15 protein-coding genes and 1 riboswitch are annotated in these 16,778 nt (G+C 68.0%); of the genes, 7 read left to right on the top strand and 8 right to left on the bottom strand.

All coding sequences use genetic code 11. The annotated features are described in order from the left end of the window. Positions 1-78: 78 nt before the first annotated feature. The 3 genes from ACILRJ_RS08215 to ACILRJ_RS08205 all read right to left on the bottom strand — a co-directional run bounded on the left by ACILRJ_RS08215 (position 79) and on the right by ACILRJ_RS08205 (position 2,713). Positions 79-924 (bottom strand): helix-turn-helix transcriptional regulator, encoded by an 846-nt coding sequence (locus ACILRJ_RS08215; RefSeq protein ID WP_395682263.1) that lies wholly within the window; start codon positions 922-924, stop codon positions 79-81. Between the two features lie 129 nt (positions 925-1,053). Beyond that, positions 1,054-1,824 carry an isocitrate lyase/phosphoenolpyruvate mutase family protein gene (locus tag ACILRJ_RS08210; RefSeq protein ID WP_395682261.1) on the bottom strand — a complete coding sequence of 257 codons (771 nt, stop codon included), beginning with the start codon at positions 1,822-1,824 and terminating at the stop codon, positions 1,054-1,056. Between the two features lie 34 nt (positions 1,825-1,858). Further along, positions 1,859-2,713: an alpha/beta fold hydrolase gene (locus tag ACILRJ_RS08205; protein WP_395682259.1), complete on the bottom strand. Its 855-nt coding sequence runs from the start codon at positions 2,711-2,713 to the stop codon at positions 1,859-1,861. Between the two features lie 439 nt (positions 2,714-3,152). Between ACILRJ_RS08205 and ACILRJ_RS08200 the strand changes: the two genes are divergently transcribed. The 5 genes from ACILRJ_RS08200 to ACILRJ_RS08180 all read left to right on the top strand — a co-directional run bounded on the left by ACILRJ_RS08200 (position 3,153) and on the right by ACILRJ_RS08180 (position 8,460). Beyond that, positions 3,153-4,937 carry a phosphoenolpyruvate carboxykinase (GTP) gene (locus tag ACILRJ_RS08200; RefSeq protein ID WP_395682257.1) on the top strand — a complete coding sequence of 595 codons (1,785 nt, stop codon included), beginning with the start codon at positions 3,153-3,155 and terminating at the stop codon, positions 4,935-4,937. Between the two features lie 185 nt (positions 4,938-5,122). After that, a complete protein-coding gene (locus ACILRJ_RS08195) occupies positions 5,123-5,686 on the top strand; it encodes an RNA polymerase sigma factor (protein WP_395682255.1) in 564 nt (187 codons plus the stop codon). 154 nt (positions 5,687-5,840) lie between these two features. Next, complete coding sequence (locus ACILRJ_RS08190) at positions 5,841-6,302, top strand: hypothetical protein (protein ID WP_395682253.1); 462 nt, start codon at positions 5,841-5,843, stop codon at positions 6,300-6,302. Positions 6,303-6,318: 16 nt separating this feature from the next. Further along, positions 6,319-7,221: a DUF4097 family beta strand repeat-containing protein gene (locus ACILRJ_RS08185; protein ID WP_395682251.1), complete on the top strand. Its 903-nt coding sequence runs from the start codon at positions 6,319-6,321 to the stop codon at positions 7,219-7,221. A 105-nt stretch (positions 7,222-7,326) separates the two neighbouring features. Further along, the gene (locus tag ACILRJ_RS08180) at positions 7,327-8,460 is read left to right on the top strand and encodes an alpha/beta fold hydrolase (RefSeq protein WP_395682249.1); all 1,134 of its coding nucleotides are present in this window, start codon (positions 7,327-7,329) and stop codon (positions 8,458-8,460) included. A 30-nt stretch (positions 8,461-8,490) separates the two neighbouring features. Here ACILRJ_RS08180 and ACILRJ_RS08175 read toward each other — a convergent pair whose 3' ends face one another. From ACILRJ_RS08175 to ACILRJ_RS08165, 3 genes are read right to left on the bottom strand one after another with little or no spacing between them, the layout of a single operon-like run. Continuing rightward, positions 8,491-9,576 (bottom strand): homoserine dehydrogenase, encoded by a 1,086-nt coding sequence (locus ACILRJ_RS08175; RefSeq protein ID WP_395682247.1) that lies wholly within the window; start codon positions 9,574-9,576, stop codon positions 8,491-8,493. Beyond that, on the bottom strand, positions 9,573-10,751 hold the full coding sequence (gene metB / locus ACILRJ_RS08170; RefSeq protein ID WP_395682245.1) for a cystathionine gamma-synthase: 1,179 nt from the start codon (positions 10,749-10,751) through the stop codon (positions 9,573-9,575). The genes ACILRJ_RS08175 and metB overlap by 4 nt, the downstream gene beginning before the upstream one ends. 1 nt (position 10,752) lies before the next feature. After that, on the bottom strand, positions 10,753-11,811 hold the full coding sequence (locus tag ACILRJ_RS08165) for a homoserine O-succinyltransferase (protein WP_395682243.1): 1,059 nt from the start codon (positions 11,809-11,811) through the stop codon (positions 10,753-10,755). Positions 11,812-11,899: 88 nt separating this feature from the next. Then, positions 11,900-12,034: riboswitch (SAM riboswitch) on the bottom strand. A 663-nt stretch (positions 12,035-12,697) separates the two neighbouring features. On the opposite strand from ACILRJ_RS08165, the gene ACILRJ_RS08160 reads away from it, so the two are divergent. Both ACILRJ_RS08160 and ACILRJ_RS08155 read left to right on the top strand, forming a co-directional pair. Beyond that, positions 12,698-13,627: an IS110 family transposase gene (locus tag ACILRJ_RS08160; protein WP_395680195.1), complete on the top strand. Its 930-nt coding sequence runs from the start codon at positions 12,698-12,700 to the stop codon at positions 13,625-13,627. 530 nt (positions 13,628-14,157) lie between these two features. Beyond that, positions 14,158-15,762: a peptide chain release factor 3 gene (locus ACILRJ_RS08155; RefSeq protein WP_395682241.1), complete on the top strand. Its 1,605-nt coding sequence runs from the start codon at positions 14,158-14,160 to the stop codon at positions 15,760-15,762. Positions 15,763-15,951: 189 nt separating this feature from the next. Here the strand turns inward: ACILRJ_RS08155 and ACILRJ_RS08150 are convergent, their stop codons facing one another. Both ACILRJ_RS08150 and ACILRJ_RS08145 read right to left on the bottom strand, forming a co-directional pair. Further along, on the bottom strand, positions 15,952-16,131 hold the full coding sequence (locus ACILRJ_RS08150) for a hypothetical protein (protein WP_395682239.1): 180 nt from the start codon (positions 16,129-16,131) through the stop codon (positions 15,952-15,954). Between the two features lie 201 nt (positions 16,132-16,332). Further along, complete coding sequence (locus ACILRJ_RS08145) at positions 16,333-16,773, bottom strand: hypothetical protein (protein ID WP_395682237.1); 441 nt, start codon at positions 16,771-16,773, stop codon at positions 16,333-16,335. Positions 16,774-16,778 lie beyond the last annotated feature (5 nt).

Below are 16,778 nucleotides of genomic sequence, written 5' to 3'. Positions count from 1 at the left end.
TGTGCTCCGGAAGCGGACGAGGTGCTGTCGGAATCTTTAGCAACCTGTCGTGGCGCAACCATCGCGCACGGCGCACCCTCAAGGATCGCGCCGCCGTCGCGCGATCACCGCTTCGCGGAACTCCGATGGAGAACGGCCGTAGGCCTGCTGGAATGCGGCACTGAAGTGACTGTGGCTGGAGAAGCCGAGTTCGAAGCCGAGCTGGCCGAGGTCATCGATGTCGCCGATGCGGTCGAGCGCGCGCGCGAGGCGCAGGCGCAGCTGGTAGCGGTACAACGGCATCGCTTCGACCTGCTGGAACACCTGCGTGAGGTAGACCGGCGAGACGCCGATCTCGGCGGCGATCTCGGCGAGCGTCCAGCGGCGTGAGAGGTCGCTCGCGAGGACGAGCTTGGTGCGGTCGGCGAGGCGCTGCCTGCCGCTGCTGGAGCCGGCCGCATGTGCGGTGCGCGGCCCGAGCGAGCGTTGCACCAGGGTGAGCGCAAGGCTTTCCGCTTCGAGCGGCTCTGCGATCGCTTCACGCAGGCCATGGCGCAGCATCGCGACGAGCGCCTGCGCGCGCGCGTCGATGCGCAGGCGCAACGGATCGAACCGGATGGCCTCGCCGTCGCGCAGCAAGCCACGCGGGGTGACTTCGCGCAGCATGGATTCCTCGACGTGCACGATGAGACTCGCGTCGCCGCCAGGAACCGGATGGCGCGTGCCGTAGTCGGCGCATGCGTTCGACAGCAGCACCTGCCCCGCCTCGGCGACAGCGAGTTCCTGCCCCTGGTGGCGCACGAACAGACCGCGGTACGGGAACACGAGATGCGGCTGCGCGCACCATGCCGCCCCGGCGGCGTGTTCGCCGCTGCCGTCGCAGACCGTGTCCCGAACGGTGACGGTCCGCGTATGGAGGAGGGGCTCGATGCGGAAGCCGGTCATGGAATGCTCGCACGGCAGCGCGCCCGAGGGCTGCGGGTCCCTGAGGCCGGGGCCGAGGCCGGAATCATCGCGCATTCTGGCGCTTGCACGCCGGCGCGGCGCGGATCGCATAGGGCGCGTTCCTGCATCCTACGCCGCCGCATACACCTCGCGCGCCCGTGCCTGCAACGCCTGCATAGCCTGCACGTACGGACCCGGCCCATGGCTCACGCGCGCGACGCCGCAGCGCGCGAGCGTGGCGAGCGGTGGCGTGTTGCCGCTGGCCATGATGTTGAGCGGCAGCGGCGAATCGGTGGCGAGCTGCTCGATCAACGCGGCATCGGCGAGGCCGGGCGCGAACAGTCCGTCGGCGCCCGCATCGGCATACGCTCGTGCGCGCTCGAGGGCATGCGCGACTGCTTCGTCGTCATGCGCGACGCCCTGCTGGAAGAACACGTCGGTGCGCAGGTTGATGAAGAAGCGCTGCGCGTGGCGGTCCGCGGCCGCGCGCGCGGCTCGCAGCCGACGCACCTGCGCGTCGATATCGCGCAGGGTGCCGTCGCCAGGATGGCTGTCCTCGATATTGCAGCCGATCGCGCCGGCTTCGATCGCGCGCACGACCGTCGCCGCGACCGCGGATTCGTCGGCGCCGTAGCCGCTTTCGAGGTCGACGCTGACCGGCAGCGTGGTCGCCTGGACAATGCGGCGCAGGTTGTCGAGCGCGAGATCGAGCGGCACCTTCTCGCCGTCCGCATAGCCGTGCGCGGTGGCGACCGACCAGCTGCCGGTCGCGAGTGCGGACGCGCCGCCGGCGGCGACCGCGCTCGCGCTGCCGGGGTCCCAGATGTTGAGCAGGACGAACGGGCGTCCGCGCACGTGCAGGGCATGGAATGCGTCGGCTTTGTTGCTTGCGGTGTTCATGTTCGTCTCCGATGGAATGTGGATGTCGCCCGCATCACGCCGCGGCCAGCCAGTGTGCACGCAGCTCCTTGTTGAAATCGCCCGCGCGTTCTTCCGGGAAGAAGATGCGCGCGCCGTCGAACTCGACGCGCTTGCGCGTGCCCGGGATCAGGTCGGCGAGCCAACGCGACCACGAAACATCGAAGTAGATGTCGTCGGTGCCCCATGCAATCAAGGTCGGTGCGCGCAACGTGCGCAGGCCCGCTTCGACGCGCAGCGTGTGCAGTGGATCGAATTCGGCGAGGAACCGCTCGAGGTCGCGCGTGCGCTGCGCACTGCGCAAGTGCGGCTCGAGATAGCGGTCGATCGTCTCGTCGGCCACCTCGGCCGGGCGTTCGTAGGCAGGACCCAGCGCGGACTCCGCGCGGTAGACCGACTTGTCCGCGAGCATCGCGCCGAGCGCGCCCCGCAAGCCGCCGGCTGCAGCCATCTCGAGGAACGGCTTGAACGCCGCGGGCGGCCAGTTGTCGTGCGTGTCGCAATTGGTCAATGCGAGGCTGCGCACGCGTCCGGGATACGTCGCGGCGAAGATCTGGGCGATGCCGCCGCCGCTGTCGTTGCCGACGAGGTCGACCTGATCGATGTCGAGCGCGTCGAGGAATTCGGCGAGCATGCGCGCGTTGGCGGTGACCGACACGTCCTGGTCGGCCGCGATTTCGGTGTCGCCGTGCGCGAGCAGGTCCGGCGCGATGCAGCGGCGCGCATCGGACAGTTGTGCGAGCTGGTGGCGCCAGAGATAGCCGTTGAGCAGGACGCCGTGCACGAACAGGGCCACCGGGCCACTGCCCTGTTCGACGTAGGCGATGCGACCGGAAGGGGTCTGGACGATGTGGCGCGTGGATTGGCTCATGGCGTGCTCCTCGAAGTGCGACGCACGGGAGCGTGCGTCGACGGCGCGCAGTGGAACAGCCGCACGCGGACGGGCGTTATCAGGTTCTTTATCGATGCGAAGGCAATCGGGACCGCCAACTCCCCGCGGATGTTTGCGGAATCGACGCGCGTGAGCCGGAAAAATTGCCGCCGCCCCTTCGACACCACCCCTGCGGCCGAATGCCGCAGCCGACCCCGCCCCATTGCTCGAACCGGCCTGCGCGGACATCGCGAGTGCCGCGCGCCGCATGGGCTGAAAACGATTACATCCAAGCGCTGCGCGGTGCGCGGGAATTTTCCCCGCGCGATCAAGCGATGCGATGCGGCGCAACATGCGGCGGGCCGCCTTGCATGAGCGGTACACCGCCGCTAACGTCCCGACACTCCCTTTCCCCCGCGGGCGCCTGCGCCCGGAGACCATGGCCAGCAAGCTCAAAGCCCTGAATGACTGGGTCGACACCGTCGCCCGCCTGACCCGACCCGAAAGCATCCGATGGTGCGACGGCTCCGCCGCCGAGAACGCCGCCCTGCGCGCCGAGATGCTCGCCGACGGCGTCCTGATTGAGCTCAACCAGGACACGCACCCGGGCTGTACCCTGCACCGCTCGAATCCGTCCGACGTCGCGCGCGTCGAGCACCTGACCCTGGTCTGCTCGAAGAACGAGGAAGACGCCGGCCCGAACAATCACTGGATGGCTCCGGCCGAGGCGCATGCGAAGATCGATGCGCTGTTCGACGGCTGCATGCAGGGACGCACGCTGTACGTGATCCCGTATTGCATGGGTCCGATCGATTCCCCGCTGTCGCGCTGTGGCGTGGAGATCACCGATTCGCCGTACGTGGTCGCGAACATGCGCATCATGACGCGCATGGGTGCGCCGGCGCTCGCGCGCATCGAGAAGGAAGGCACCTTCGTCAAGGGCCTGCATTCGATCGGCGAACTCGATCCCGAGCGCCGCTGGATCATGCATTTCCCGGAAGAGCTCACGATCAAGTCGTACGGTTCCGGCTACGGCGGCAACGCGCTGCTCGGCAAGAAGTGCCACGCGCTGCGCATCGGATCGTGGCAGGCGCGCCAGGAGGGCTGGCTCGCCGAGCACATGCTGATCGTCGGCATCGAGAATCCGCAGGGCGAGACGCACTACATCGCCGCGGCGTTCCCGTCCGCGTGCGGCAAGACGAACCTCGCGATGCTGATTCCGCCCGAGGGTTACCGCAAGGCTGGCTGGAAGGTGTGGACTATCGGCGACGACATCTGCTGGATGCGCCCGGGCAAGGACGGTCGCCTGTACGCGATCAATCCCGAAGCCGGTTTCTTCGGCGTCGCGCCCGGCACCAGTCGTTCGACCAATCCGACCGCGATGGAGACGATCTCGCACGACACGATCTTCACCAACGTCGCGGTCACCGCGGACAACCAGCCCTGGTGGGAAGGCCTGCCGCATGGCGCGCCGGTCACCGACTGGCAGGGTCGACCGTTCGATGCGAAGCACGGCCCCGCCGCGCACCCGAATTCGCGCTTCACCGTGTCGGCGAAGCAGTGCCCGAGCTGGTCGCCGCACGCGGAAGACGCACAGGGCGTGCCGATCTCGGCGATCGTGTTCGGCGGACGCCGGCCTTCATTGGTGCCGCTCGTGTTCGAAGCGCACGACTGGGCGCACGGCGTGCTGGTCGGCGCCGCGATGGGCTCGGAGACGACCGCCGCCGCGACCGGCGCGGTCGGCGTGCTGCGACGCGACTCGATGGCTATGAAGCCGTTCTGCGGCTACAACTACGGCGACTACTTCGCGCACTGGCTGTCGTTCGACAAGGCCGGCGCGCAACTGCCGAAGATCTTCCACGTCAACTGGTTCCGCAAGGGCGCCGACGGCAAGTTCCTGTGGCCGGGCTACGGCGACAACCTGCGCGTGCTGGAGTGGATCATCGACCGCTGCAAGGGCGTCGCCGACGCGACCGAAACGCCGATCGGATACGTGCCGCGCAAGGGCGACCTGCACGTCGAAGGCTTGTCGATCGACGCGCGCGCGCTCGACGAGCTGCTCGATGTCGACGTCGAAGGCTGGGCCAGGGAAGTCGCCGACATCGGCCACTACCTCGACTCGTTCGGCACGCGCACGCCGGAGCGCCTGCGCGTCGAGCAGCGGCGCGTGGCCGATGCGCTCGCCGACGCGGACGCGCCCGCGCGCAAAGTGGCGGCGGGTTGAGTTCGCGCCTCGGTATCGCAGGCCTCCGATCCCCGAGGGCTGCGGAACTTCCCGCGCGTGCGGCCCTCTCCTTCAAGGGGAGGGTCGGGCGGGGATGGTGTTGCCTCGTCGCGCGAAGCGGCCGGCTTTAAACCGAACCCCTCCCTCCCCGCATCCAAGCTGGCAAGATGAACGCTTGCCTTGCCATGCCCCTGCCGATGATCGATGCGCCACGCGCACAAGCGGTTGCCGAATCGCCGGATACCGAGCTGGTGCGCCGCGCCGCGGCCGGCGACATGCGTGCGTTCGAGGCGCTTTATCGCCGCCATGCCGCGCGCGTGCACGGCGCGGTCTGGCGCCTGTCCGGCATGAACGAGGCGCGCGCACAGGAACTCTCGCAGGAAGCGTTCGTGCGCGCCTGGCAAAAACTCGACAGTTTCCGCCACGAAAGCGCGTTCTCGACCTGGCTGCATCGCCTCGCGGTGAATGTCGCGCTGATGGACCTTCGCGCGCGCGATCCGGAGGACACGGTCGAGGACGGCGTGCTCGAAGCAGCGAGCGAGCCGGTCACCCCTTTCTGCGCCGGTGAGCGCGCCGACCTCGAGCAGGCAGTGGCGAAACTGCCGCCGCGCGCACGCGCGGTGCTGGTGCTGCATGATGTGGAAGGCTGGAAGCACGACGAGATCGGCCGCGAACTCGGCATGGCGGTCGGTTCGTCGAAGGCGCAATTGCATCGCGCGCGCGGTTTGCTGCGTGGGATGCTGGGATAGTTGGCGATCACGGAAGATCGCAAGGGCTGATTGAGGTTCGGCCAGGACGGCCGCCCTTGTTTCGTGATCAGGACGATCGCAAGAGTTGACTGAGGAATGCGGATAGTACGGCCGCTCTTGTTTCACGATCGGGACGATCGCTGGAGAACACACCATGAATGATTTCGAAACCCAGCGCGGACTGCGCCAGATGAACACCCCGCGGATGCCGCAGGTGGACCTGTGGCCTGGAATCGCCGCGCGCATCGCTACGGCCGAGACACAACCGCGTCGCTCCGCGCACCGCAACTGGCTGCCGCTCGCCGCCGCGGCGAGCGTGCTGATCGCGCTCGGCGCCGGCATTGCGGTCTTGCGGACGCCCGATGACGCGACGCTCAGCGCCAACCGGAGCATGCCGATGCCGAGCCGCGTTTCGCCTGCGGATGCGCGCGATTTCGCGCGCGCGCCGGACGGTGATCCGCGCCTGGTCGGGGCCGCGGTGGTACTCGACTCCGCGCATGCCGAACTCGAACAGGCGCTCGAACAGCGACCCGATGCAGTTTTCCTGGTCAGCCTGCTGAACCGCACCAATGCTCGCCGCATGAAACTCGAACACTACGGCGCCCGCGCCGGCTGATGACAGGAGCCCCGTCATGAAGACCACCCTCACCATCCTGTCGCTCGCCCTGCTCGGCGCACTCGCTGCCGCCCATGCCGGCACGCCGATCAACGAAACGCGCGCGGTGAATGCGACCGCTCGCATCGACGTATCGAACATCAAGGGCTCGGTCACGGTCAGCGGCTGGGACAAGTCCGAAGTCGCGATCAGCGGCACCCTCGGCGACGGCGCCAAGAAGCTCTCGGTCGAAGGCAGCGGCGATCGCCTCAGCATCAAGGTCGAAGCACCGGACAAACAAGGCTGGTTCAGCTGGGGTGCCGACACGCGCATGGGCGACAGCCTGCTCGACATCAAGGTGCCGAAGGGCGCCGAGATGAAGATTGAAGTGGTCAGCGCGGATGTCAGCCTCAGCGGCGTCGCCGGCCGCACGCTCAATGTCGACAGCGTCAGCGGAAAGCTGCGCCTGGACAGCGGTGCGAAGGAGCTCGAGCTCGACAGCGTCAGCGGCGACATCGAGGTGAGCGGCGGCGCCGAACGTGCACACGTCGAAACCGTGTCCGGCAATATCCGCGCGCGCGGCCTCGCCGGCACGGTGAAGTTCGAGACCGTCTCCGGCGACATCGACGCCGAGAACGGGGGCTACCGCGAGGTCACCGCCGGCACCGTGTCCGGCGACATCACCCTGCGCGGCAAGCCGGACGCGAGCGCGCGCATCGACGTCGAGACGATGAGTGGCGACGTCCACCTGTACCTGCCCGCGGATGCATCGGCGCGCCTCAACGCCTCGACCTTCAGCGGCCGCATCCGCAGCGACTTCGGCAGCGTGACCGAACCCGAACACGGTCCCGGCAGCAGCCTCGAGGCCACCGCCGGCAGCGGCAGCGGGCAGGTCAAGCTCGAGACGTTCAGTGGCGACATCGATATCCGCAAGGAGTGATACAAACCCCTGCGGAGTGGAGCTGAGCTTGTCCGCCCGTGCGCCGCGAGTCGAGCGGGCCCGGCTATGCAACGGCAGTCGCTGCCCGCATTGAGGAGGAACTTCATGCAGCGATCCGTGCCTCTCACCCTGGCTGCCTTGCTGACCCTGTCCAGTGCGACCCACGCCGCTGACAAGCCCTTCGGCCGCGATGACGCGCGCGCGATCATCGCGCAGAGCCGCCAGATCCTGTCGCCGTACGGCGTGCAGGAACTGAAGGCGGTCGAGATCAACGGCATCAAGCAGTGGATTTCGGTGCGCGGCAACGACCGGCGCAATCCGATCCTGCTCTACCTGCACGGCGGCCCCGGTTCGGTCGAGATGGTCGAGTCGTACGGTTACCAGCGGCCGTGGGAGGATTTCTTCACCGTAGTGCAGTGGGACCAGCGCGGCGCGGGCAAGACATTCGCCTCGAACACGCGCGAGGCGATGGCGCCGGGCATGACGATCGACGGCATGGTCGGCGATGCCGAAGCGATGATCGCCTACCTGCGCACGAGCTATGGCAAGCAGAAGATCTTCCTGCTCGGCCACTCGTGGGGCAGCATCGTCGGCGAAGAAGTCGCGCGACGCCATCCGCAATGGCTGCATGCCTACCTCGGCGCCGGCCAGATCGCCGATTCGCCGCGCAGCGAAGCAGACGGCTATCGCTGGGCGCTCGAACAGGCACGCACGCAGGGCAACGCGACCGCGGTGCGGGAGCTGGAAGCGCTCGCGCCCTACCCCGGCGATCCGGACAAGTTGACGATCGAGCGCATCGGCGCGCAACGCAAGTGGACGATGTACTTCGGGGGTCTCGCCTGGGGTCGCACCGAATACAAACCGTTCGACGACGCGCGCAAGCTGTCTCCCGACTACAGCAACGAGGAACTCGGCGCGATCGACCAGGGTGGCCTGTTCTCGCTCGAACATCTGCTGGCGCCGATGGCGGCCACCGATTTCGGCAAGAACACGCGATTTTCCTGTCCGATTTTCCTCTTCAATGGCCGCCACGACTACACCACGTCGAACGAGGTCGCCGCGCGCTGGTTCGCGAAATTGCATGCGCCGCACAAGCGCATGTTCTGGTTCGACGATTCGGCACACCTGATGATGCAGGAGCAACCCGGCTTGTTCCTGATGCACCTGGTCAACGACGTGCGGCCGCTGGCGGTTCGCGCCGGGGATGCGCCGCCGGAACGAGACGCCGTGACACGCTGAGTTGCAGCGCAGTCCGCGCGGGCAACCGCGCTAGCGGCGCTCCCCACGCGCCTGGATCGCCAGCAGGTCGCCGAGCAGCGCCTGCGCGGTGACTTCGGGACCCGCGCCGGGTCCGCTGATCACCAGCGGTTGCGCGCGATAGCGTGCGGTGGTGAGCGCGAACAGGTTGTCGGTGCCGGCGAGGCGCGCTGCGGGATGGGTCGATCCGACTTCGGCGAGGCCGACGCGAGCGACACCTTCGTCGTCGATGCGTGCGAGGTAACGCAGCACGCGACCGGCGCGTGCGGCGGCCGCACGACGCGCTTCGAGCACGTCATCGAATTCCTGCAGGCGGGCCAGGAACGTGTCCACATCGACCTCGCGCAGTGCGTCCGGCACGAGGTTCTCGATCGCCACTTCGCCGGTGTCGATCGCATGGCCGGCGCTGCGCGCGAGAATCAGCAGCTTGCGCGCGACATCGACGCCAGCGAGGTCGATGCGCGGGTCGGGTTCGGTGTAACCGAGGGCGCGCGCTTCGCGCACCAGCCCGGAGAACGGGCGCGAGCCGTCGTAGTGGTTGAACAGCCACGACAGCGTGCCGGAGAACACGCCTTCGAGCGCGAGAAGCTGGTCGCCGCACTCCCGCAGGCGGCGCAAGGTCGACAACACCGGCAGGCCCGCACCGACCGTCGCGGCGTCGCCGTAGACGGCGTCGCCGGAGGCGCCCGCACGACGCAGGTCGCGAAACCCGGCGTACGCGCCGCCAAGCACGGCCTTGTTCGCGCTGACGACGTGATGGCCGTGCGCAAGCCAGCCGGCGTGGCGCGCGGCAACCGTCTCGGATGCCGTCGCATCGATGAGGATGCGCTGCGTCGCGCCGCTGCCCGCAAGCGTGGCCAGCAGGATCTCGTCCGCACGCGGTGCGGGCGCCGTGCGCAAGAGGCGCGACGCCTGCGAGGGCACCACGCCCCGCGCATTGACGTGCTGGATGCGCGAGTTCGCGACGCCGACCAGATGCAGCCCATTGGCGGCGGGCGTCGCCAGCAGACGAAGCAACGCCGAGCCGACCACGCCGGTACCGAACAACACCAGCGCACTGCCGCCGCTGGCGGCGACGAATTTCGGCAGCGCGTTCATGCAGGCACCCGACGCTTGCAGGCGAGCGCTGCGCGCGCAAGTGCGGCTTCGAGATCCGCGCACAGGTCGGCACCGCCCTCGATGCCGGCCGACACGCGCAGCAGTGCATCGCCGATGCCCGCCTTGCGGCGCGCATCCGGCGCCATCGACGCATGCGTCATCGTCGCCGGGTGCGCGATCAGGCTTTCGACGCCGCCGAGCGATTCGGCCAGCGAGAAGAACTGCAAGCCGTCGAGGAAGGCCTCGATCGCAGGCGCACCACCGTCGAGTTCGAAACTCAGCATTGCACCGAAGCCGCTCTGCTGGCGCGCGGCGAGCGCGTGCCCAGGATGCCCCGGCAGGCCAGGCCAGTACACGCGCGCGACCTGTGGATGCGCATCGAGCAAGGCGGCGATGCGCGCGGCGTTTTCCTCGTGCGCGCGCAGGCGCGGCACCAGCGTGCGCAGGCCACGCAGGGTCAGGAAGCTGTCGAACGGCGCACCGGTGAGGCCGAGGCAGTTCGCCCACCACGCGAGTTGCTGCGTAGTGTCGGCATCGCGCGCGACGACCGCCCCGCCGACCACGTCGCTGTGGCCGTTGATGTACTTGGTGGTCGAGTGCACGACGATGTCGGCGCCAAGCGTGAGCGGCTGCTGCAGCGCGGGCGAAAGAAACGTGTTGTCGACCACGCAGCGAGCGCCGACCGCATGCGCCGCCTGCGCGACGTGGCGCACGTCGGTGATGCGCAGCAACGGGTTGGACGGCGTCTCGACCCACACCAGGTCGGGCGACTGCGCGAGTCCTTCGGCGAGGCGTGCCGGATCGGTGAGATCGGCAAACTTGACACGGAAGCGACCCTTCTTCGCCCATGCATCGAGCAGGCGCCAGGTGCCGCCGTAGCAGTCGTGCGCAGCGAGCAAGAGGCCGCCGGCGGGAACGAGTTCCAGCACCAGTGCGACTGCGGCCATGCCGCTCGCGGTGACGATCGCGCCGGCACCGCGCTCCAGCTCGGCAAGTGCGTTCGCGAGCTGATCGCGGGTGGGATTGCCGCTGCGCGAGTAGTCGTAGGCACGCTTGCGCCCGAAACCGGCAAACGTGTAATTGGTGCTGAGGTGCAGCGGCGGCACCACGGCGCCGTGCTGCAGGTCGGATTCGATCCCGGCGCGCACGGCACGGGTACAGGGCGATGGAATCATTTCAGGCTCCGGGAATGTCGAGGGCTTCGTTCAGCAATGCGCCGAGCTGCGCCGGCTCCTTCAGAAACGCATCGTGGCCGTAGCGCGAGTCGATCACGTGCAGGGTCGCGCGAGCGCCGCAGCGGCGTTGCAGCTCGCACAGGTCGGCGAGCGGCACCACGCGATCGGAGGCGATGCCGATCAGGGTCGTCGGCACGCGCACGTCTTCTGGCTCGATCGTGTGCAGGTCGATCGATTCGGACAATGAGAGGTAGCGCTCCGCGTCGAAGCGCTGGGCGAAGCTCGCTCCGGCTGCGGCGAGCCACGGTTCCTCGGCGAAGCGGAAGCGCCCGTCTGTGAAGTGCGGCGCCTCGGCGCAGCGTTCGGCGAATTCGCGTTCGCCGCGGTACGTCGTCATCGCGAGGCGACGCGCGAGATCGAGGCCGGCGGAGGTGTCGCCGAGGCGCGCGCCGAGGCGCACGACTTCGCGCTGGATGTTGCGCACGGCGATGCTGAGCGGATGCGCGCGGTGCGCGCCGGCGACCGCGACGATGCGCTCGAGGCGCCGGGCGTGGCGCGCCGCGAATGCGAGTCCGACCATCGCGCCGTAGGACGCGCCGACGAACGCCTGCGCGCGCCGGATGCCGAGCACGTCGAGCACGCCAGCGATCGCGTCGGCCTGGTCGTCGGTGCTGACGGCGAGCGCGTCGCCGAGGTCGGCACGCGCGAGCCAGTCGATCGACAGCACGCGCCGACATCGCAGGTCGATCGCGCAGCGGTCGCCGACGATGTCGTTCCACCAGCCGGATTCGCGACCGTTCGCGGCGACGTGGCGGTCGGCTGAAATGCCGCCCTGCACGATCACCAGCGGCCCATCGACGGCTCCGCACAGGGACCAGCGCACGCGCACGTCGCGCATGCCGTCGGCGTGCTCCGGCTGCAGGCGCACCACGGACTCACCGATGCGCGCGCTGTTCGCGGAAGGCGCGAACAGCGCATCGAACGCCGCATCGATGTGCGGCGCGATCGCCGCAGGGATCGAATCGGCAACGTTGGAACGGGCTTCGGCTTGCAGGCTCATCGCGGTTCTCCGGTCGTGCCCATCGGCTGCGGGAAAACCGGAGTGCGCTGCGTCGACGCCGGCGCAGCGATGCGCCGGGCGATGTCGCAGCTCATCTCTCGGCGGATCGCGCGACGGCGCGTCCCCGCGGGAGTTGGCACCTGACGGAGCACGGGACGTTCCCGTGGATCCGCTGGTTGCCCCGGTGTCGTCGGGCCTGTCCCTCGACCGGTCTTGATGAGCAGTGGGGGCACTCTAGTTCGGCGCGGCTGTTTCGTCAATAGACATTTAGACGTCTATACGTCTCATATATCTATTGACCATATGTGCTTTTGCCGCGACTACCATTTCGCGGAGCCCGTCCCGCATCCGTGCATGTTCGTCCCGCATCCATGCGGGCCGGTTTCTTTCTGTGACTCCGGGCATCCTGCCCTCCGCCCTTCGGGCCAGCTTCGCTGTTCGCGCCGCTCCTGCGGCGCAGTGTTTGTCTAAGAGAAAGAAACCAAAGAGAAGGACACCCCGACGGCGCCGCCTTCCGCTGCGCGGAAGGTTCGTGAACGTCGGCCGGGGTTCGCCGCGATGCATCCATGCATCGCGGCGAACGCGCGCGCGTCCTGCGCGCGCCCCTGCGGGCCTTCTCGTCCGCCGTCCACCGGCGCCGAAGGGGATCCGGGAGCGAGAGGATCGCGGCTTCCGCCGCTTGTGTCTGCACTTCGTCGTAGAGTCTGAGTGGAGAGCGATGTGCGGCACACCGACAGGCCGCAGTGTTCGAGCACGTGTGGGAGCCAGGGTGGCCGCACATCGACCTCGTCCGCAGCCCGAACAGTTGAACGAGCCTGAGCTCGAACTTCTACAAGCGTGGGCAGGAACGAGGCGGCTCTCTCCTCCCCACAGTTTACGGACTCTTATGACCTTCTGGATCGGTATCGATGTGGCCAAGGCGAGCTTGGCCGTGTACGTGTTGCCGGCAGGACAGCATCTGGCCCTGCCCAACACGGGCGAAGGCCATGCGCAGTTGCTGGCGTATCTGCACGGTCAAACCGTGGGCAATATCCTATTGGAAGCCACCGGCGGCTATGAGCGTGCGCTCATGGCGGCGCTGATGGACGCGGGCCGGCCGGTGACACGCATCAACCCGCGGCGCGCACGCGCCTTTGCCATCGCAATGGGCACCACGGCGAAGACCGATGCGATCGACGCCGCCCTGCTCGCGCGGATGGCTGAACTCGTCAATGCACCGGTGCTCGCGCCGGATCCGCAGCGCCAAGCGCTGCGCGCGCTGGTTCAGCGGCGCGAGCAACTCGTCGAGCAGCGTGACAGCGAGCGTCGGCGCTTGCATCAAGTCACCGAGCCGGTCTCGCACGCGGACCTGGTGGGACACATCGGCGAACTACGCCTGCGCATCCGGGCAATCAGCAAGGCCATCGTCCTCGCCCAGCGTCATCTCGATGGCACTCTCTGCCAGCGGCTTGAGGCGATCCCGGGCATCGGGCCGGTCACCGCCGCCAGCCTGATGGCCTATCTGCCTGAGCTGGGTGGCCTGGACCGGCGCCAGATCGCGGCCATGGCCGGTCTGGCCCCCTATAACGTCGACAGCGGCCAGCATGCCGGCAAGCGCCGCATCCGCGGCGGGCGGCCCGCCATTCGCCGCGTCCTCTACATGGCTTGCTGGTCCGTCATTCGCAAACAAGATGACTTCAGGCTTCGCTATCAACGCCTACGGCAGTTGGGCAAGTGCGCCAAAGTCGCCATTACCGCCTGCATGCGTGTCTTGCTCGTCCGACTCAACGCCATGGTGCGCGACAAGGTCGAATGGAAAATGCCTGTGACTGGGTGAAGACAGTTGCTCCCACAGGGACTTCTCATGCTTTTGTGGGAGCGGCGGAAGCCGCGATGCTTTGGCTCCTGCTTCTGCGCGCAGGAGCGCGCCGCTCTTCCACCGGGGTCCCCTTGCGGCCCGGCGAGCGGGTGGAGGACCGGCCTGCAGGGGCGCGCGCACGATGCGCGCGCGCTCGTTGCGGTCCATGGATGGACCGCCAACGAAGCCCGCAACCCGCTCGCGCAGTCAACGGGCAGGAGCCCGCTGACCGGGTCGCTGGGGTGTCTTTTCTCTTGGTAACTTCTCTTTGGACTGCAAAGAGAAGTTACCGGCCCGCAGGGATGCGGGACGAACCTGCAGGGACGTGGACAGGTGTTCGCGAAGCAGCCGGGTCCGCGAACACGCGAAGGGAACGGCAAGAGCGCCCTCACCCTGCCCTCTCCCGCAAGCGGGAGAGGGGAAGGCAGACCGCAGGGGTGCGGACCGAGAGCCGAAGGCCAAGCCCGACCCTGATAAACTAGCGGGCTGCCCGCAACATCCCCACGGCCATGCCCGACCACCTGACCGAAACCCGCCGCCGCCGCACGTTCGCGATCATTTCGCATCCAGACGCCGGCAAGACCACGCTGACCGAAAAGCTGCTGCTGTTCGGCGGGGCGATCCAGATGGCCGGCTCGGTCAAGGGCCGCAAGGCGGCACGCCATGCGACCTCCGACTGGATGGCGCTGGAGAAGGAGCGCGGCATCTCGGTCACTTCCTCGGTGATGCAGTTCCCGTACGAGGACAAGATCGTCAACCTGCTCGACACGCCGGGCCACGCCGATTTCGGCGAGGACACCTACCGCGTGCTGACCGCGGTCGATTCGGCGCTGATGGTGATCGACTGCGCCAAGGGCGTGGAGGAACGCACGATCAAGCTCATGGACGTGTGCCGGCTGCGCGACACGCCGATCATGACCTTCATCAACAAGCTCGATCGCGAAGGTCGCGCGCCGATCGAGTTGCTCGACGAAGTCGAATCGGTCCTCAAGATCCCGTGCGCTCCGATCACCTGGCCGATCGGCATGGGTTCGCGCCTCAAGGGCGTGTACCACCTGCTGCTCGACGAGGTGCACATCTTCGAGCAGGGCCGCAACTTCACGCGGCAGGACTCGACCATCTTCAAGGGCCTCGACGATCCCGCGCTCGCGGCGCGCATCGGCGCCGAGGCACTGGCGGAACTGCGCGACGAGCTGGAACTCGTGCAGGGTGCGTCGCACCCGTTCGATCTTGACGATTACCTCGCCGGCCGCCTGACGCCGGTGTTCTTCGGTTCGGCGGTCAACAATTTCGGCGTGCAGCTGCTGCTCGATTTCTTCGTCGAGCACGCGCCGTCGCCGCGCAGCCGCGGCACGACCTCGCGCGAGGTCGTGCCGGACGAGGAAGCGCTCAGCGGTTTCGTGTTCAAGATCCAGGCGAACATGGACCCGATGCACCGCGACCGCGTCGCGTTCCTGCGCGTGTGCTCGGGGCGCTATGACGCCGGCATGAAGATGCTGCATGTGCGCACGGGCAAGGAGGTGCGCATCGCGAATGCGTTGACCTTCATGGCATCGGACCGCGAGATCGTCGCAACCGCGTATCCAGGCGACGTGATCGGCCTGCACAATCACGGCACGATCTCGATCGGCGACACCTTTACCGCGGGCGAAGCGCTGTCGTTCACCGGCATCCCGAACTTCGCGCCGGAGTTGTTCCGCCGAGCTCGCCTGAAGGACCCGCTTAAGATGAAGGCGCTGCAGAAGGGCCTCGCACAGTTGTCGGAGGAAGGCGCGACGCAGTTCTTCCGCCCGCTAATGTCGAACGATCTCATCCTCGGCGCAGTCGGCATGTTGCAGTTCGACGTGGTCGCGTATCGCCTGAAGGACGAGTACGGCGTCGAGTCGGCATTCGAGAACGTCGGCGTGGTGACCGCACGCTGGATCCGCTGTGCGGACGCGAAGAAGCTGGAGGAGTTCCGCGAGAAGAACGCGACCAACCTCGCGATTGATGCCGCCGGCGAACTGGTCTACCTCGCGCCGTCGCGGGTGAACCTGCAACTGACGACGGAACGCTGGCCGACCGTCACGTTCGCGGCGACGCGCGAGCACGCGAGCGCGTTGGAAACGACGTAGCGTCCTTCCTTCCTCCCCGTTCGCGCCGTTGCGCACATCGGGCCGAGCACGCTCGGCAACGTGGGATCGGCGGCGGCCGCACGCGCTTCGACTTCGCGCCCTTCGCCGCTCGCCCTGCGCGGACGGATTGGGGTCGACCCGATCCCGGTTCGCCCTGGGCGCAGGCCGGAGTCGAAGGGATCGGTGCGGTCAGTGCAGCGGCTGGCGGCGCTGCGCGGCGATTGCGTTCTCCATCGCTGTCATCAGCTCGCGCAATTCCTTGTCCTGCGGATCCTCCTGCAACGCATCGCGCACCACGGCGAGGTAGCTGTCGGCGTGATCGAACCAATGGATCTCGCGCAGGCGGCGGTGGGCTTCGGTGTAACGCATGGCATTCTCCTGGGGTTCGGCCGTACGACGCACGGCCGATGGGAGACAGCCTAGGGAGGATTGCGACCGGACTCAGCCGCAGATTCGACGGTGGACGCGTGACCCACTTCACATTCCGGACCGTCCACGGCTGGGCCAGACCCGAAAATACGAAGCCCGGCCAAGGCCGGGCTTCTTACGTGCTCGGGACAGTCTATTTTTTCAGCCGCCGGCGGAGAAGCGCCCGCGGAAGATCTCGTCACCCGGCGCTTGCGCGACGGCGTCGTTCCCTGCGGCGAAGATGCGGTCGTTCGAGGCGACCACCTGGCTCGGCGGACTCATGGAATCCGCCGCGCCGGCAACGTTGTTCCAACGCTGCTCGTGCGGCTGGCGCAGCGAGAACACGCCGATCGCGAGCGCAAGGCAGGCAGCGAGTGCACCGATCCAGCGTGCCGGTGCAACGCGCCGACGACCGCCGGCCGCGACGCGCACCCCGCGTCCGCGCAGCGGATGAGCGGGACGCTGCACGCGAGCGACTTCGGCGGCGAGCGCTTCCGACTCCGGTTGCAGCTCGCGCAGCAGCCGGCCGAGCTCGGCTTCCGGCAAGGCCGGGCGCTGCTCGGCGAGGCGACGATATAGGCGGGAAAGCGACATTTCGTTCATGGCAT

The organism is Dokdonella sp. (assembly GCF_044227025.1).
Classification (GTDB): domain Bacteria; phylum Pseudomonadota; class Gammaproteobacteria; order Xanthomonadales; family Rhodanobacteraceae; genus Dokdonella_A.
This window is presented reverse-complemented; position numbering and strand designations above follow the sequence as displayed.

Excerpts from the sequence above, each read along its gene's own strand:
- ACILRJ_RS08215 (WP_395682263.1), bottom strand. The coding sequence starts at position 924 with ATGACCGGCTTCCGCATCGAGCCCCTCCTCCATACGCGGACCGTCACC.
- ACILRJ_RS08210 (WP_395682261.1), bottom strand. The coding sequence starts at position 1,824 with ATGAACACCGCAAGCAACAAAGCCGACGCATTCCATGCCCTGCACGTG.
- ACILRJ_RS08205 (WP_395682259.1), bottom strand. The coding sequence starts at position 2,713 with ATGAGCCAATCCACGCGCCACATCGTCCAGACCCCTTCCGGTCGCATC.
- ACILRJ_RS08200 (WP_395682257.1), top strand. The coding sequence starts at position 3,153 with ATGGCCAGCAAGCTCAAAGCCCTGAATGACTGGGTCGACACCGTCGCC.
- ACILRJ_RS08195 (WP_395682255.1), top strand. The coding sequence starts at position 5,123 with ATGCCCCTGCCGATGATCGATGCGCCACGCGCACAAGCGGTTGCCGAA.
- ACILRJ_RS08190 (WP_395682253.1), top strand. The coding sequence starts at position 5,841 with ATGAATGATTTCGAAACCCAGCGCGGACTGCGCCAGATGAACACCCCG.
- ACILRJ_RS08185 (WP_395682251.1), top strand. The coding sequence starts at position 6,319 with ATGAAGACCACCCTCACCATCCTGTCGCTCGCCCTGCTCGGCGCACTC.
- ACILRJ_RS08180 (WP_395682249.1), top strand. The coding sequence starts at position 7,327 with ATGCAGCGATCCGTGCCTCTCACCCTGGCTGCCTTGCTGACCCTGTCC.
- ACILRJ_RS08175 (WP_395682247.1), bottom strand. The coding sequence starts at position 9,576 with ATGAACGCGCTGCCGAAATTCGTCGCCGCCAGCGGCGGCAGTGCGCTG.
- metB (WP_395682245.1), bottom strand. The coding sequence starts at position 10,751 with ATGATTCCATCGCCCTGTACCCGTGCCGTGCGCGCCGGGATCGAATCC.
- ACILRJ_RS08165 (WP_395682243.1), bottom strand. The coding sequence starts at position 11,811 with ATGAGCCTGCAAGCCGAAGCCCGTTCCAACGTTGCCGATTCGATCCCT.
- ACILRJ_RS08160 (WP_395680195.1), top strand. The coding sequence starts at position 12,698 with ATGACCTTCTGGATCGGTATCGATGTGGCCAAGGCGAGCTTGGCCGTG.
- ACILRJ_RS08155 (WP_395682241.1), top strand. The coding sequence starts at position 14,158 with ATGCCCGACCACCTGACCGAAACCCGCCGCCGCCGCACGTTCGCGATC.
- ACILRJ_RS08150 (WP_395682239.1), bottom strand. The coding sequence starts at position 16,131 with ATGCGTTACACCGAAGCCCACCGCCGCCTGCGCGAGATCCATTGGTTC.
- ACILRJ_RS08145 (WP_395682237.1), bottom strand. The coding sequence starts at position 16,773 with ATGAACGAAATGTCGCTTTCCCGCCTATATCGTCGCCTCGCCGAGCAG.